Origin of the sequence: Tardiphaga sp., assembly GCF_025356345.1 — a bacterium.
GTDB lineage: Bacteria > Pseudomonadota > Alphaproteobacteria > Rhizobiales > Xanthobacteraceae > Tardiphaga.
On sequence record NZ_JANXTC010000172.1, the window covers coordinates 1 to 14,795 of the forward strand.

General features: G+C 62.9%; 15 protein-coding genes. 11 read left to right on the top strand and 4 right to left on the bottom strand.

Annotated elements, in window-relative coordinates; all coding sequences use genetic code 11:
• Nucleotides 1–90 precede the first annotated feature (90 nt).
• Complete coding sequence (locus tag Q0S16_RS10165; RefSeq protein ID WP_295847767.1) at nucleotides 91–1,476, top strand: IS1182 family transposase; 1,386 nt, start codon at nucleotides 91–93, stop codon at nucleotides 1,474–1,476.
• Between the two features lie 177 nt (nucleotides 1,477–1,653).
• On the opposite strand, the gene Q0S16_RS10170 is transcribed toward Q0S16_RS10165, so the two are convergent.
• Complete coding sequence (locus Q0S16_RS10170) at nucleotides 1,654–2,151, bottom strand: peptide deformylase (RefSeq protein ID WP_295847769.1); 498 nt, start codon at nucleotides 2,149–2,151, stop codon at nucleotides 1,654–1,656.
• A 94-nt stretch (nucleotides 2,152–2,245) separates the two neighbouring features.
• On the opposite strand from Q0S16_RS10170, the gene Q0S16_RS10175 reads away from it, so the two are divergent.
• Together Q0S16_RS10175 and Q0S16_RS10180 are read left to right on the top strand one after the other, a co-directional pair.
• The gene (locus tag Q0S16_RS10175) at nucleotides 2,246–2,731 is read left to right on the top strand and encodes a hypothetical protein (RefSeq protein WP_295847773.1); all 486 of its coding nucleotides are present in this window, start codon (nucleotides 2,246–2,248) and stop codon (nucleotides 2,729–2,731) included.
• A 182-nt stretch (nucleotides 2,732–2,913) separates the two neighbouring features.
• Nucleotides 2,914–3,267 carry an ArsC family reductase gene (locus tag Q0S16_RS10180; protein ID WP_295847775.1) on the top strand — a complete coding sequence of 118 codons (354 nt, stop codon included), beginning with the start codon at nucleotides 2,914–2,916 and terminating at the stop codon, nucleotides 3,265–3,267.
• Between the two features lie 28 nt (nucleotides 3,268–3,295).
• On the opposite strand, the gene Q0S16_RS10185 is transcribed toward Q0S16_RS10180, so the two are convergent.
• A complete protein-coding gene (locus Q0S16_RS10185) occupies nucleotides 3,296–3,898 on the bottom strand; it encodes a hypothetical protein (protein ID WP_295847777.1) in 603 nt (200 codons plus the stop codon).
• 384 nt (nucleotides 3,899–4,282) lie between these two features.
• Here Q0S16_RS10185 and Q0S16_RS10190 point away from each other — a divergent pair, with 384 nt between their 5' ends.
• From Q0S16_RS10190 to Q0S16_RS10210, 5 genes are all read left to right on the top strand, one after another.
• On the top strand, nucleotides 4,283–5,038 hold the full coding sequence (locus Q0S16_RS10190) for an ABC transporter ATP-binding protein (RefSeq protein WP_295847780.1): 756 nt from the start codon (nucleotides 4,283–4,285) through the stop codon (nucleotides 5,036–5,038).
• Nucleotides 5,031–5,780: an ABC transporter ATP-binding protein gene (locus tag Q0S16_RS10195; protein WP_295847781.1), complete on the top strand. Its 750-nt coding sequence runs from the start codon at nucleotides 5,031–5,033 to the stop codon at nucleotides 5,778–5,780. Before Q0S16_RS10190 ends, Q0S16_RS10195 begins: the two co-directional genes overlap by 8 nt.
• 33 nt (nucleotides 5,781–5,813) lie before the next feature.
• Nucleotides 5,814–7,034 carry an ABC transporter substrate-binding protein gene (locus tag Q0S16_RS10200; protein WP_295847784.1) on the top strand — a complete coding sequence of 407 codons (1,221 nt, stop codon included), beginning with the start codon at nucleotides 5,814–5,816 and terminating at the stop codon, nucleotides 7,032–7,034.
• A gap of 79 nt (nucleotides 7,035–7,113) precedes the next feature.
• Nucleotides 7,114–7,977: a branched-chain amino acid ABC transporter permease gene (locus Q0S16_RS10205; RefSeq protein WP_295847804.1), complete on the top strand. Its 864-nt coding sequence runs from the start codon at nucleotides 7,114–7,116 to the stop codon at nucleotides 7,975–7,977.
• A gap of 1 nt (nucleotide 7,978) precedes the next feature.
• Complete coding sequence (locus tag Q0S16_RS10210) at nucleotides 7,979–8,947, top strand: branched-chain amino acid ABC transporter permease (protein ID WP_295847788.1); 969 nt, start codon at nucleotides 7,979–7,981, stop codon at nucleotides 8,945–8,947.
• Nucleotides 8,948–9,097: 150 nt separating this feature from the next.
• Here the strand turns inward: Q0S16_RS10210 and Q0S16_RS10215 are convergent, their stop codons facing one another.
• Entirely contained in the window at nucleotides 9,098–11,092 is a 1,995-nt protein-coding gene (locus tag Q0S16_RS10215; protein WP_295847790.1) for a HAMP domain-containing methyl-accepting chemotaxis protein, read from the bottom strand.
• 314 nt (nucleotides 11,093–11,406) lie between these two features.
• On the opposite strand from Q0S16_RS10215, the gene Q0S16_RS10220 reads away from it, so the two are divergent.
• Together Q0S16_RS10220 and Q0S16_RS10225 are read left to right on the top strand one after the other, a co-directional pair.
• Entirely contained in the window at nucleotides 11,407–12,051 is a 645-nt protein-coding gene (locus Q0S16_RS10220; RefSeq protein WP_295847794.1) for a DUF47 domain-containing protein, read from the top strand.
• Between the two features lie 14 nt (nucleotides 12,052–12,065).
• On the top strand, nucleotides 12,066–13,079 hold the full coding sequence (locus Q0S16_RS10225; RefSeq protein ID WP_295847798.1) for an inorganic phosphate transporter: 1,014 nt from the start codon (nucleotides 12,066–12,068) through the stop codon (nucleotides 13,077–13,079).
• A gap of 133 nt (nucleotides 13,080–13,212) precedes the next feature.
• Here the strand turns inward: Q0S16_RS10225 and sugE are convergent, their stop codons facing one another.
• The gene (sugE, locus tag Q0S16_RS10230) at nucleotides 13,213–13,527 is read right to left on the bottom strand and encodes a quaternary ammonium compound efflux SMR transporter SugE (RefSeq protein WP_295847800.1); all 315 of its coding nucleotides are present in this window, start codon (nucleotides 13,525–13,527) and stop codon (nucleotides 13,213–13,215) included.
• Nucleotides 13,528–13,685: 158 nt separating this feature from the next.
• Here sugE and Q0S16_RS10235 point away from each other — a divergent pair.
• A partial coding sequence (locus Q0S16_RS10235; RefSeq protein WP_295847802.1) for a peptide chain release factor 3 occupies nucleotides 13,686–14,795 on the top strand: 1,110 nt, incomplete at its 3' end.

Consider the following 14,795-nt stretch of genomic DNA (forward strand, 5'->3'; position numbering starts at 1 on the left):
CTTCGCGCCGATACTGTTGATTAAGTCTTCGCTTGATAGGCGTCGGCGGCCGTGATTCCATCTTGGTATTGCTTTGCAAGGAGCACGACGATGATGGGGATGCAGACTGCACCGGCTCAGTTGTTTTACGATTTCTGTCTCGATGACCACATCCCCGATGATCATTTGCTTAGGCGTATTGACCAATTTCTCGACTTGGCAACGATACGTACCGAGCTGAAGCCGTTTTACAGCACCATCGGCTGTCCCTCGATCGACCCCGAGTTGATGATGCGGATGCTGATCGTCGGCTACTGCATGGGCATCCGGTCCGAGCGGCGGCTGTGCGAGGAGGTTCACCTTAATCTGGCCTCTCGCTGGTTCTGCCGCCTGGGGCTCAACGGCAAGGTGCCGGATCATTCTACGTTCTCGCGCAATCGGCATGGCCGGTTCCGGCAGAGCGATATCTTGCGGCATCTGTTCGAGACGATCGTGGAGCGGTGCATGCAGGAAGGCCTGGTCGGTGGCGAAGGGTTCGCTGTGGACGCAAGCCTCATCGCGGCAGATGCCAACAAGCAGCGCTCTGTTCCCGGCGATCAGTGGCGGACCGGTGGCTTCGATGCCGATGCGGGGCGGGCCATTCGCGAGTATCTGGCAACGCTGGACGATGCGGCCTTCGGTGCCGCCAGCGAGGTGAAGCCCAAGTTCGTGTCGCCAGCGGATCCGGCGGCGCAGTGGACTGGCGCCCACAAGGGCCACGCCTTCTTCGCCTACGCCACAAACTATCTGATCGACACCGAGAACGCCGTTATTGTTGACGTTGAGGCCAGCCGGGCCATCCGGCAGGCGGAGGTCGGCGCCTCTCGCACAATGATCGATCGAACAGCCCGCCGTTTTGGCCTCAAGCCTCGTCATCTTGCCGCCGACAGCGCATATGGCTCGGCTGCGAACCTGGCTTGGCTGGTCAAGGAGCGGCAGATCGAACCGCACATCCCGGTGTTCGACAAGTCCAACCGGACTGACGGCACCTTCTCACGATCCGACTTCGTCTTCGACACCGAACGCAACCACTACACATGTCCGCAGGGAAAGTTGCTGGTCCAGTTCCGGCGGGCCTACACGACTCCCCGTTCCGGCATCACCAAGGAAGGAACGCGGCTGTACCGATCGAGCAAGTCGGACTGTCAGGCCTGCGCCCTCAAGGAAAAGTGCTGCCCAAACACGCCGGAGCGCAAAGTGCCGCGCGACCTTCATGAAGATGCGCGCGATGCTGCCCGAGCACTAGCTGACACGCCAGCTTACGAACGCTCCCGGCACCGCAGGAAGAAGGTCGAGATGCTGTTCGCTCATTTGAAGCGCATTCTCAGGCTCGGTCGCCTCAGGCTGCGCGGTCCCAGCGGCGCGCGAGACGAATTCCTGCTTGCCGCCACCGCCCAAAACCTAAGGAAGCTCGCCAAGCTTCGAGCGGCAGCAGGTGCTTGCCCCCAACCGGCATAAAGGCGCCCGGAGAGTCCGGCGCTGCGGCCTGCCTAACGCTGAGAACCATCCCACAAGTTTGACGCCTGCTCCAACGAGAGAGCTCGATAAATCGGCGACTAAATCAACAATATCACACCAAAAGCCGGCGTTCGCGAAGGTTCCGGTTCTGCGAAGCAGCACGTTAGACAGCTGCATTCAACCGCGCGACATTTTCTCGAACCGCTTGATCAGTCGCTCGCGTTTCAGGCGGGACAGCCGCCGCAGCCAGAACTGGCCGTTGAGCTGGTCGATCTCGTGCTGGTGGCATACCGCGCGCAAGCCGCTGGATTGTTCCTCGTGCGGGTTGCCGTCGAGGTCCTGGTAGCTGACGCGGACGCTGGCGTGGCGCTCGATGTCGTCATGGACGCCGGGCATCGAGACGCTGCCCTCCTGGTGCATGATCATCTCCGGCGAGGCCCATGTGATCGCGGGATTGACGTAGGTCTTGGCGCCGTTGACGGGATCGAGATCGAGCACCACGACGCGGCGGGCGATCCCGATATGGGGCGCGGTGATGCCGATGCCGGGCGCGGCCCGCAGGGTTGCCAGCAGGTCATCGGCCAGCTCCCGCAGCGCATCGTCGAACACGGTCACGGGTTCGGCGAGCCGGGTCAGGCGCGGGTCGGGATAGCGGATGATCGGGCGGGTGGACATGGCAGGCTTGGTAGCGGTTCGGGAACCGAATGGCGAGTTGAACGTCAATGATGTGCCCCGGCTTTTCCGGCCGCACCGCTAGAGAATGTATTGCATGATTATGCCAGCGTCATTCGTCCGTCTGCGCCGTTGTGGTGCGTTGCTGCTATGCGCGGCATCCATTGCCTTCGTGGTCGGGGCAAAGGCGGCCGAGAGCAGCGCCAAGGTTGCCGCGGCGGCCGATACCCCCGACGCGGTGAAGAACGGGGAACTGGTATTTCACGGCAATTATTGCGGGATCGGCAACCGTTCGGGCGCGGAGCCGATCGACGCGCTGGACGTCGCCTGCATGCACCATGACGCCTGTACGCCGTCCGGCGGAATCCCGAGTTGCGCCTGTAACGCGAAACTGGTCGAGGAAGCCGGCGCGATCGTCCAGGACACCACGCAGCCCTCCGAGCTCAAGGCGTTGGCGTCGCTGACCGGGACGGCGGCGGCGGCCGGCATGGTGGTTTGCACGCCGACCGCGGTCTCCGCGCCGGAGGCGGCGGTGATAGCGTCGCCTGTTCCGCTTAATCCGGTGCTGCCCCTGCGTCCTTAACAGCTTGATTTTCAGTCGGCTGCCTGTCGCTGCGATTCGACGACGAGCCCCCGCGCATGGGGTCGGTGATGCGGCACCCGAGCCGCGCGGCGCTGTTGGACAACATCCGGATTTCGCGCTTGAGCCACCCGCGGTAGAAGCAGTTGCCCGGCAGCCCTCGCTCGCCGGTCTCAGGAGTCCCCATGGCAACGTCCGTCACCCTCTACGGCATCAAGAATTGCGACACCATGAAGAAGGCGCGGGCCTGGCTCGACGGGCACGGCGTCGCCTATCGCTTTCATGACTACAAGAGCCAAGGCATTGATCGCGCCGAACTGATGGCGTGGGCGAAGCTGGTCGGCTGGGAGGCGCTGCTCAACCGCGCCGGCACCACCTTCCGCAAGCTGGGCGAAGACGACAGGCAGGATCTGACCGAGAGCAAGGCCATTGTCCTGATGCTGGCGCAGCCTTCGATGATTAAGCGTCCGGTGCTCGATCATCGCGGCCGGTTGCTGGTGGGTTTCAAGCCCGAGGCCTATGCCGCCGAACTGGCCTGACGCGAGGCCGACGGCTGGACGCGGTCGCTCAGTCGAACTCGACGATGTCGCCGGCGCGGGTTCGGGCAGGCGCGCGATGAAACAGGTCGCGATCGATGACCGCGTGAACCTTTGGTACCGGAACGCGATGAGGTCCGCGCATCAGATTCCTGATCTCGAAGCCGCCATGTTCGCTGATGGCTTTCAACGACGCGATGATGTGGTTGACGCCATCGCCATCGGAAAATGGCATCAGCACGCGCTCATAGGCAACGGCGCGACCGTGGACGTCGTCGATCATCGATACGGTGTAGGTGGGCAAAGCGCGACGCAGGCATTCCTGATAGACAGGTACCACGACGGCCGCCATGATCGGGCCGAGATAGTCGTCGAGGTCACGCCCCTTGCCGGTGGTACCGTAAGCGGTCGATATTCGCGTGCTATCGCTGTCGATGATGAAACGCACGGGCTGCCGGCTGGTATCGACGATATAGAACACCAGATCCGGCAATTCCTCTTTCATGCGTTCGGGTTGATACTCGGCCAGGCGCGGCAGCGTCTGCTGGCGCGCATACAGGCGTAGCCAGCTGTTCAGCAGATCGCGCTGACGAACCGACCTGACAACAGATGGATTGGCGCTCTCAAAAACCACGGCTGCCATCCGCTGTTGGCAAGGTTGCTGGTAGTATAAGGAACTAGTGCAAACGATCTGTAAACACGCGAAAGTGCATGGCGCCGCAATCAGTGCGCGACTTTTGGTTGCCCGTGCTGATCGGCCGCTGCACGACGTCACGGCCTTCGCGTCATCCATACAATCTTTTGCCAATCTGACGCATGCTACTAATGGAGTGGGAGCGGCGACCGGGCATTGCCGGAATATCCCGCATTGCACCTTGCGTTCCCGACGCCGTTGACGGCATATTCCCGGCGATACGGCAGGGCGGGCGGCGGATTCCAGGACGTCGTCGGAAATCAGGCCGTTATAAAGTTAGCCACCGTGCGATGCCGCCGGGAAGGCTGATTGGGGGAAATTTGCTTGGCCGATGAGTTCATTCTTGAAACCCACGGATTGACCAAGGAATTCGCGGGGTTTTTCGCGGTTCAGGGTGTCGATCTCAAGGTGCGTCGTGGCACGATCCACGCATTGATCGGCCCCAACGGGGCCGGCAAGACAACCTGTTTCAATCTGCTGACCAAGTTTCTGCGGCCGTCTGCCGGACAGATTCTCTATAAAGGGCAGGATATTACCGCTTTGGCGCCGGCCGATGTCGCGCGCCTCGGGCTGGTACGTTCGTTCCAGATCTCGGCGGTGTTCCCGCATCTGACCGCGCTGGAAAACGTTCGTGTCGCACTGCAGCGCCAGCACGGCGCGTCGTTCGACTTCTGGCGCTCCAAGAACGTGCTCGACCAGTACAATCACCGTGCCCAGGAACTGCTTGAAGACGTCGGTCTCAGCGAGTTCTCGAATACTCCGGCGGTCGAGATGCCCTATGGCCGCAAGCGCGCGCTGGAGATCGCGACCACGCTGGCGCTCGACCCGGAGATGATGCTGCTGGACGAGCCGATGGCCGGCATGGGCCATGAGGACATCGACAAGATCGCCGCGCTGATCAAGCGGCTTTCGGCGAAATATACCATCCTGATGGTCGAGCATAATCTGAGCGTGGTCTCGAACCTGTCGGACATCATCACTGTTCTGACGCGCGGCACAGTGCTCGCGGAAGGCAGCTATGCCGATTTGACGAAGGATGAGCGCGTCAAGGAAGCCTATCTGGGAGCCGGCAATGATTGATACGGCAATGGCCGCTTCCGTGACCCCTCCGCCGAGCGCTGTCGCGCCGCTGCTCAGGGTCGAGAACCTGCAAGCCTGGTACGGCGAATCGCACATCCTGCATGGCATCAATTTCGACGTCAGGCCCGGCGAAGTGGTGACCCTGCTGGGCCGCAATGGCGCCGGCAAGACCACCACGCTGAAGTCGATCATGGGCATCATCGGCAAGCGTACCGGGTCGATCAATTTTGAAGGTCGGGAGATTGTGAAGGCGCAATCGGACAAGATCGCCAGGCTCGGCGTCGCGTTCTGCCCGGAAGAGCGCGGGATATTCGCCAGCCTCGATGTGCGCGAGAACCTGATGCTGCCGCCCACGATCCGCCCAGGCGGCCTGTCGCTCGATCAGATCTTCGAACTGTTTCCTAACTTGAAGGAGCGGATCAACAGCCAGGGCACCAAATTGTCTGGCGGCGAGCAGCAGATGCTGGCAATCGGCCGCATCCTGCGCACCGGGGCGCGCTTCCTGATGCTCGATGAGCCGACCGAAGGACTCGCGCCGGTGATCATCCAGCAGATTGGCCACACCATAAAGCGTCTCAAATCCGAGGGCTTTACCATCCTGCTGGTGGAACAGAATTTTCGTTTCGCAGCCACCGTCGCGGATCGCTTCTACATCGTGGACCACGGCAAGGTCATCGACGGTTTCTCCAACGCGGAATTGCCGGCCAATATGGAAAAACTGCACAGCTATCTCGGCGTCTGACGGCGCCGATCAACAACGGAGGAGGAAACAATCATGAAAAATAAAGTAACCACGCTGTTGCTCGGCACGGCGCTGACGCTGGCAACGGCGACAATGGTTCTGGCGCAGGACAAGACGGTCAAGATCGGATCGCTTAGCGACCAGTCCGGCCTTTACGCCGATGTCGGCGGACCCGGTTCGACGCTCGCAGCGCAGATGGCGGTGGAAGATTCCGGCCTGTTGACCAAGGGCTGGAAGATCGACGTGATCTCCGGCGATCACCAGAACAAGCCGGACATCGGTTCCAACCTGGCGCGCCAGTGGTTCGACGTCGACAAGGTGGATGTGATCGTCGACGTGCCGAATTCCGGCGTCGCCCTGGCGGTCAGCAATATCGTCAAGGAGAAGAGCGGCGTCTTCCTGAATTCCGGCGCCGGGACTTCGGACCTGTCCAACGCGCAGTGCTCGCCGAATACCATCCACTGGACCTACGATACCTACATGCTCGCCCACGGCACCGGAACGGCGCTGACCAAGGGCGGCGGCGACAGCTGGTTCTTCCTGACCGCCGACTATGCGTTCGGCGCGGCGCTGGAGCGCGACACCACGGCGGCCGTGACAGCCGGCGGCGGCAAGGTGATCGGCAGCGTCAAGCATCCGCTCAACACCTCGGACTTCTCCTCGTTCCTGTTGCAGGCGCAGGCGTCGAAGGCCAAGGTGATCGGCCTCGCCAATGCCGGCGGCGACACGTCCAACGCCATCAAGCAGGCGGCGGAATTCGGCATCACCAGTGGCGGTCAGAAGCTGGCCGGGCTGCTGGTGTTCATCACCGACATCAACTCGATCGGCCTGCCGGTCGCCCAGGGACTGAACATCACCGAGACGTTCTACTGGGACATGAACGACGCTACCCGCGCCTTCTCCAAGCGTTTCCAGGATCGCATTCGCAACAAGCAGGTGCCGACCATGGTTCACGCCGGGGTCTATTCCAGCCTGCTGCATTACTTCAAGGCGCTCGAAGCGCTCGGCGGCAATCCCCATGATGGCGCCAAGGTTGTCGCCAAGATGAAGGAAATGCCGACCGATGACGCCCTGTTCGGCAAGGGCTCGATCCGGCCCAACGGCCGCAAGATCCATCCGGCCTATTTGTTCGAAGTGAAGAAGCCTTCGGAGTCGAAGGGGCCGTGGGACTATTACAAGCTGGTGGCGACGATCCCGGCCGACCAGGCGTTCACGCCGCTCGACACGAGCACGTGCCCGCTGCTGAAGAAATAATGTCCGGAGCCCGGTGGCCGCGCGCCGCCGGGCTGCCTTGTTCCTGACGCCACAGACCGAGAAATCCATGTCGATCAATCTGCAGGCCCTGTTCGCCCAATTGCTGGTCGGGCTTATCAACGGCTCGTTCTACGCATTGCTGAGCCTCGGCCTCGCCGTGATTTTCGGCATGCTCAACATCATCAATTTCGCCCATGGCGCCGTCTACATGATGGGCGCCTTCGCGGCCTATTTCCTGCTCAACGTCTTCAACATCGGCTACTGGCCGGCGCTGATCCTGGCGCCGCTGATGGTCGGCGTGTTCGGCATGATCCTCGAACGCACCATGCTGCAATGGATCGCCAGCCTCGATCATCTCTACGGCCTGCTGCTGACCTTCGGCCTGGCGCTGATCATCCAGGGCGTGTTCCAGAACTATTTCGGCTCCTCGGGTCTGCCCTATGCAATCCCTGACGCGCTGAAGGGCGGCATGAATCTCGGCTTCATGTTCCTGCCGATCTACCGCGGCTGGGTGGTGATCTTCTCGCTCGTGATCTGTATCGCCACCTGGTACCTGATCGAGCGCACACGGCTTGGCGCCAATCTGCGCGCCGCGACCGAGAACCCGACGCTGGTTCGTGCCTTCGGCATCAACGTGCCGCGCATGATCACGCTGACCTACGGGCTCGGCGTCGGTCTCGCCGCGCTCGCCGGCGTGCTGTCGGCACCGATCAACCAAGTGCGCCCGCTGATGGGCGCCGACCTGATCATCGTGGTGTTCGCCGTCGTCGTGATCGGCGGCATGGGTTCGATCATGGGCTCGATCATCACCGGTTTCGCGCTCGGCATCGTCGAGGGCCTGACCAAGTATTTTTACCCCGAGGCCTCCAACACCGTCGTGTTCGTTCTGATGGTGCTGGTGCTGCTGGTGAAACCTTCGGGACTGACGGGACGGGCTGCCTGATATGACGACGATTACCGAAAACGCCATCCCGCAGCCGCGCCGGCGCATCAACGACGCCATGATCGCCTTTGTCATCATGACCGGGCTGCTGCTGGTCGTGCCACTGACCGGGGTATATCCGTTCTTCGTCATGCAGGCGCTGTGCTTCGCGCTGCTGGCCTGCGCCTTCAACCTGCTGATCGGCTATGGCGGATTGCTGTCGTTCGGCCATGCGATGTTTCTCGGTACCGCCGGCTATTTCACCGCGCATGCGCTGAAAGTGTGGGGGTTGTCGCCGGAACTCGGTATCCTGGTCGGCACGCTCGGCGCCGCCGCGCTCGGCGTGATTACCGGCCTGATCGCGATCCGTCGCCAGGGCATCTATTTCGCGATGATCACCCTGGCTCTGTCTCAGCTATTGTACTTCGTCTATCTGCAGACCCCGTTCACCCATGGTGAGGACGGCATCCAGGGTATTCCGCAGGGCTTCCTGTTCGGCCTGTTCGACCTTTCGAAGCCGATCACGCTGTATTACGTCATCCTGGCCGGCTTCCTGCTCGGCTTCCTGTTGATCTACCGCACCATCAACTCGCCGTTCGGCGAGGTGCTGAAGGCGATCCGCGAGAACGAGCCGCGCGCCATCTCGCTCGGCTACAAGACCGACCAGTACAAGCTGCTGGCCTTTATCCTGTCCGGCACGCTGGCCGGGTTTGCCGGCTCGCTGAAAGTGTTCGTGGCGCAGAACGCCTCGCTCACCGACGTGCACTGGACGATGTCCGGCGAGATCGTGTTGATCACGCTGGTCGGCGGCCTCGGCACGCTGTACGGCCCGGTGGTCGGCGCCTTCGTCATCATCGCCATGCAGCAATATCTGGCCGGCTTCGGCCAGTGGGTGACGGTGATCCAGGGCGTGATCTTCGTGGTCTGCGTGCTGACCTTCCGCCGCGGCGTGGTCGGCGAGATCGCGCATTTCTTCAAGCGCTCGCTGTAGGCTCTGTTGTCCCGGACGCGATGCGTCACGGCTTGCCGCTCCGCGGAGCCGGGACTATCCCGAACGCTGGCGTTTGCTGCGTCCCCGGTTCAGCGGCGCATCACGCCGCTGTGCGGCGCATTGCGCTTGCGTCCGGGGCAGGTCTCTCGGCTACGCCGCCCGGACCGTCGCAAGAAATTTCTCCACCTCGCTCTTGAGCCTGTTGCTCTCGCCGGATAGCTGCTGCGCCGATTGCAGGACCTGCGAGGAGGCCGAGCCGGTCTCGCTTGCTCCGCGGGTCATTTCGAGGATCTTGCTGGTGACCTCGCTTGACCCGGAGGAGGCCCGCTCGACGTTGCGGGCGATCTCCCTGGTCACGGTCTGCTGCCGCTCGACCGTGTCGGAGCCGGTGCTGGCAATGGATGACAGCCTGTCGATGGTCGAGCCGATCGCCTGGATGGCTGATACTGAAACATCGGTGGCTGCCTGCATGCCGCCGATCTGATGCCGGATATCGTTGGTCGCGGTGGCGGTCTGTGCCGCGAGCAGCTTGACCTCCTGGGCGACCACCGCGAAGCCCCTGCCGGAGGCGCCGGCGCGCGCGGCCTCGATGGTCGCGTTCAGCGCCAGCAAATTGGTCTGGCTGGCGATCTTGGCGATCAGGTCGACGACATTTCCAATCCTGGTCGCGGCCAGCGACAGGGCCATAACCTTGGCGTCGGTGTCCTGTGCCTGGCGCACCGCCTCACCGGAAATCTCGGCCGATTCCGACATCCGGCGGCCCATTTCGCTGACCGAAATCGACATCTCGCCAGCCGCCGCGGCGACCGACTGCACGCCGAAGGAGGCTTCTTCCGCCGCCGAGGTGGCGCGATGCGACAGGTCCTCGGTGAGCTGCGCGGTGGCCTTCAGGGTTATCGCCGTGGCTTCGAGCTCGGTCGAGGCCGCCGACACCGTGTTGATGATTTCGCCGACCGCGCTTTCGAACGCGTCGGCAATCCGGCGCATCTCAACCTTGCGGTGATCACGGGCGATCTGTTCCTGCCGCAGCTTGCTGTCAGCCTCGGCGTTGGCGCGCTCGTCGGCCGTGATCTTGAAGGCCTCGACCGCGCGAGCCATCTCGCCGATCTCGTCGCGGCGACCGAGCCCCGGCAGCACGACATCGAACTGGCCGTCCGCGAGTTGCTGCATGGCGTGGGTCATGCGCGAAATCGAGCTGGCAATGCGCTGTCCGAAAAACAGTGCGAGCAGGCCAATGACGAGAATGGCGATGCTGATCGCGCGCGTCAGGAAGTCGCGGGTTTCCCCGGCATGTCGCGCGGCCGCGATATAGCGATCGGCGGCGAAGGTGCCGAGTTCGAGAAGAGGCGGGCGGGTTCGTTCGAACACGCTGGCAAAATCCTCGGCTTCCTCCAGGAGCGAACTCTGGCTGGCCCAATAGGCCATGAAGGCGGCCTCGTAGGATCGGACCAGGGTGCCGAGTTCGGTCTGCTGTGGCGCGCTCAGCCCGGATGATTTCAGCGCCGCCTCGAAATCGCTGACCCGCTCGCGCAACCGGTCGCCAAACAGGTCGGTGCCACGCAGCGCAAAATCCTTTTCGTTGACCCGCATCGACAGCGATAGCGCGGTCAGGCGCGGCTGATCGACCTCGGCCAGCTTCTGCTCCAGTTGACGCGCGGCGGCCCCCATTTTTCCTTGCAGGCCCTCCTTGTCGCTGAAGCCGATCACCCGCTGCGCCGCCATGATGTTGTGAAAACGGGTGGCGTATAGATTCATTCCGGATCGCAGCGCGGCAATCGGCTGCGGTGCGCCGGTTTCCAGCGCCTCGATCAGTTTCTCGGTGGCGGCCAGATGGGTGACCGCCTGTTCCAGCACCTGCTGATGTCGCTCGACCCACTTCTCGGCGGGTTTGCGAAGAAAGTCGGCGCCGATCTGCCCGGCCTCTGAGTAGTTGTCGGACAGGCCGGTGACGTGGGCGCGCAACGTCACGCTGTCATCGGCCCGGCGCTGCGCTTCGGATTCCAGATGCAGTCCGGCCAGACAGATCGCGCCGGTCAGCCCGACGCCGGCGATCGCCAGCAGCGCGATCTGCAATCGCAGCCCGATCCGCATTCGTGAATGAGCGACGATCCAGCGAATGAAACGGCGATGGCGCAATTCGAACATTTTCACGGATCCCTTGGCACGCTCTGCGCGCTTCTAGGCGGGGAGTTCTGAATCAAATCGTAACGGCATCGTGGTCCGCGCAACTGTTTATTTTCGTTTTTTTCGATCGATGTTTTATCCCCGTCATGTGGAAGCGAACCGTTACGCCTGCGGCCGGGTTACCGCCCGATATCCGGTTCTGTGTTCTCGACAAACCGGTGGACGACCACCGGCATTTGCTCCCCCGCAGTCAAAATGCTTTATGACAGCCATGTGACAGGGTCCCGTGCGCTTGTGCGTAATCCTGCGGGAATTTCAAGCAAAGTGGATCTCACATGCTGCGCTGGTTTCGGTCGTTCTTGCCGCGCGAGGAGCGGTTCTTCGACCTGTTCGCCCGCCATTCCGTGGTGGTAGTAAAGGGCGCGGAGGCGCTGCGGGGCATGCTGCGCGGCGGCGACGAGACCACGGTCTATTGCCAGCGCGTCAACCAGTTCGAGAATGATGCCGACGCCATCACCCGCGAGGTGCTGACCGCCGTGCGCCGGACCTTCATCACGCCGTTCGACCGCGTCGACATCAAGAACCTGATCACCGCGCTCGACGACGCCATCGACCAGATGCAGCAGACCGCCAAGGCCGTGATCCTGTTCGAGGTGCGATCCTTCGAGCCGCCGATGCGCGAGATCGGCACGCTGCTGGTCGAATGCGCCAATCTGGTCGGTCGCGCGCTGCCGCTGATGAAGAACATCGGCGACAATGTCGGTCTGCTCATCGCGATCACCGAGGAAGTCGGCAAGCTCGAGGGTCGCGTCGACGATCTGCATGACATCGGGCTGAAGGAACTGTTTCTCAAGCACCGCGAAGCCAACACCATGGACTTCATCGTCGGCGCCGAAATCTACAAGCACCTCGAGAAGGTCGCTGACCGCTTCGACGACGTGGCGAACGAGATCAACAGCATCGTTATCGAACAAGTCTAGGGCGGGGCCGCACAGTGGACGCCACGCTCGCTCTTCCGGTGCTGATCGGCCTTGTCGGCATCGCGCTGCTGTTCGATTTTCTCAACGGCTTGCACGACGCCGCCAACTCGATTGCCACCATCGTCTCGACCCGCGTGCTGCGCCCGCAATACGCGGTGCTGTGGGCGGCGTTCTTCAATTTCGTGGCGTTCGGCGTGTTCGGGCTGCACGTCGCCAACACCATCGGTACCGGCATCATCGATCCGAATCTGATCGACGCCCCGGTGATCTTCGGCGCGCTGATGGGCGCGATCGTCTGGAACGTGATCACCTGGGGGCTCGGGATTCCGTCGAGTTCCTCGCATGCGCTGATCGGCGGCCTGCTCGGCGCCGGCCTCGCCAAGGCCGGCTTCTCCGCCGCCGAATGGAAGGGCCTGTCGATGGCGCTGGTCGCTATCGTGTTGTCGCCGGTGGTCGGCTTCCTGCTGGCGCTGCTGCTGACCGCGATCGTGTCCTGGGCCTCGGTGCGCTCGACGCCGTTCGCGGTCGACCGCGCCTTCCGCATCCTGCAATTCGTCTCGGCGTCGCTGTATTCGCTCGGTCATGGCGGTAATGACGCGCAGAAGACGATGGGGATCATCGCGGTGCTGCTATATTCGCAGGGCTATCTCGGCGCCGAATTTTCAGTGCCGTTCTGGGTGGTGCTGTCGTGCCAGGCCTCGATGGCGCTGGGTACCCTGATGGGCGGCTGGCGCATCGTCCGCACCATGGGGCTGCGCATCACCAAACTGACGCCGATGCAGGGCTTCTGCGCCGAGACCGGCGGCGCGGCGACGTTGTTCGCCGCGACGTTCCTCGGCGTTCCCGTCTCCACCACCCATACCATTACCGGTGCCATCGTCGGCGTCGGCGCCGCGCGGCGCGTTTCCGCCGTGCGCTGGAACGTCGCCAACTCGATCGTCTACGCGTGGGTGATCACGATCCCGGCCTCGGCGATCGTCGCCGCATTGTCGTACTGGGCGGTCACGCTGCTGCACATCAGGTTCTGAGCGCTTGTCCCGGACGCGAAGCGGCATCCTTATGCCGCTTCGCAGAGCCGGGACCGTCGCGAACGCCGTCGCTTGGGACGGCCCCGGCTCTGCGACGCAACGCTGCGCATTGCATCGCGTCCGGGGCAAGTACTCAGCTCACCAGCTTCAGTCCCACGATCCCCGCCACGATCAACCCGATGCAAGCGATGCGGGGCAGGGTCGAGGGGTCGCCGAACAGGATAATGCCGAGAATCGCGGTGCCGACGGCGCCGATCCCGGTCCACACCGCATAGGCGGTGCCCATCGGCAGGGTCTTCAGCGCCAGCGCCAGCATGCCGACCGACGCGGTCATGCTGGTCAGGGTCAGGATCGACGGAACCAGCCTGGTAAAGCCTTCGGTATATTTCAGCCCGATGGCCCAGCCGATTTCAAGCAGACCTGCGATGAACAACAATAGCCAAGCCATGACGGCCTCCTGAGCGGGCAGGGCCGTCCCTGCGGAGAGTGAATGGACTGGAGGTCGTCCTCACAGCTCTATATGAGGCTGCCAAGCGAGTCCCGCAACTGCGGCATTTGCTCGCAAAATCCCTTGATTGCGCCCGGTTTCCCTGCCACAGGCACCTGATGTCCGACATTGACCTCCCCACCGAATCCGCCGCGCATCCGTTTGCCGCCGAAGTGGCGCGCCGCCGCACCTTCGCGATCATCTCTCATCCCGACGCCGGCAAGACCACGCTGACCGAAAAGCTGCTGCTGTTCGGCGGCGCCATCAACCTCGCCGGCCAGGTGCGCGCCAAGGGCGAGCGCCGCAGCACGCGTTCGGACTGGATGAAGATCGAGCGCGACCGCGGCATCTCGGTGGTCACCTCGGTGATGACCTTCGAATTCCAGGATCTGGTGTTCAACCTCCTGGACACGCCGGGCCATGAGGACTTTTCGGAAGACACCTATCGAACGCTGACCGCCGTCGATTCCGCGGTCATGGTGATCGATGCCGCCAAGGGCATCGAGGCGCGGACGCTGAAGCTGATCGAGGTCTGCCGTCTGCGCGACATCCCGATCATCACCTTCATCAACAAGATGGACCGCGAGAGCCGCGACACTTTCGATCTGCTCGACGAGATCGAGAAGACGCTGGCGCTCGACACCACGCCGATGACCTGGCCGGTCGGCCGTGGTCGCGACTTTCTCGGCACCTATGACATTCATACTGGCGGCATCCGCCTGCTCGAGGGTGGCGGCGCCAAGACCGGCGCGGCCGAGCAGATCGAGGTCGCCGACCTCGCAGCCAGGCATCCGAATCTCGACGTCTCCGAGACGCTTGAGGAGCTGGCGCTGGTCAAGGAAGCCAGCAAGCCGTTCGACCTCGCCGCGTTTCGCGAAGGCCACATGACGCCGGTGTATTTCGGCAGCGCGCTGCGCAATTTCGGCGTCGGCGACCTGCTGCAGGGGCTCGGCCAGTTCGCGCCGCCGCCGCGCGCACAGGATTCTGACCTGCGCCGGGTCGAGGCTGACGAGCCGCGCATGAGCGCCTTCGTGTTCAAGATCCAGGCCAATATGGACCCCAACCACCGCGACCGTATCGCGTTTGCGCGGCTGTGTTCCGGCAAGCTGACACGGGGCATGAAGGCCAAGCTGGTGCGCACCGGCAAGAACATGAGTCTGTCGAGTCCGCAATTCTTCTTCGCGCAGGATCGCGCGCTGGCCGACGAGGCCTTCGCCGGCGACGTGGTC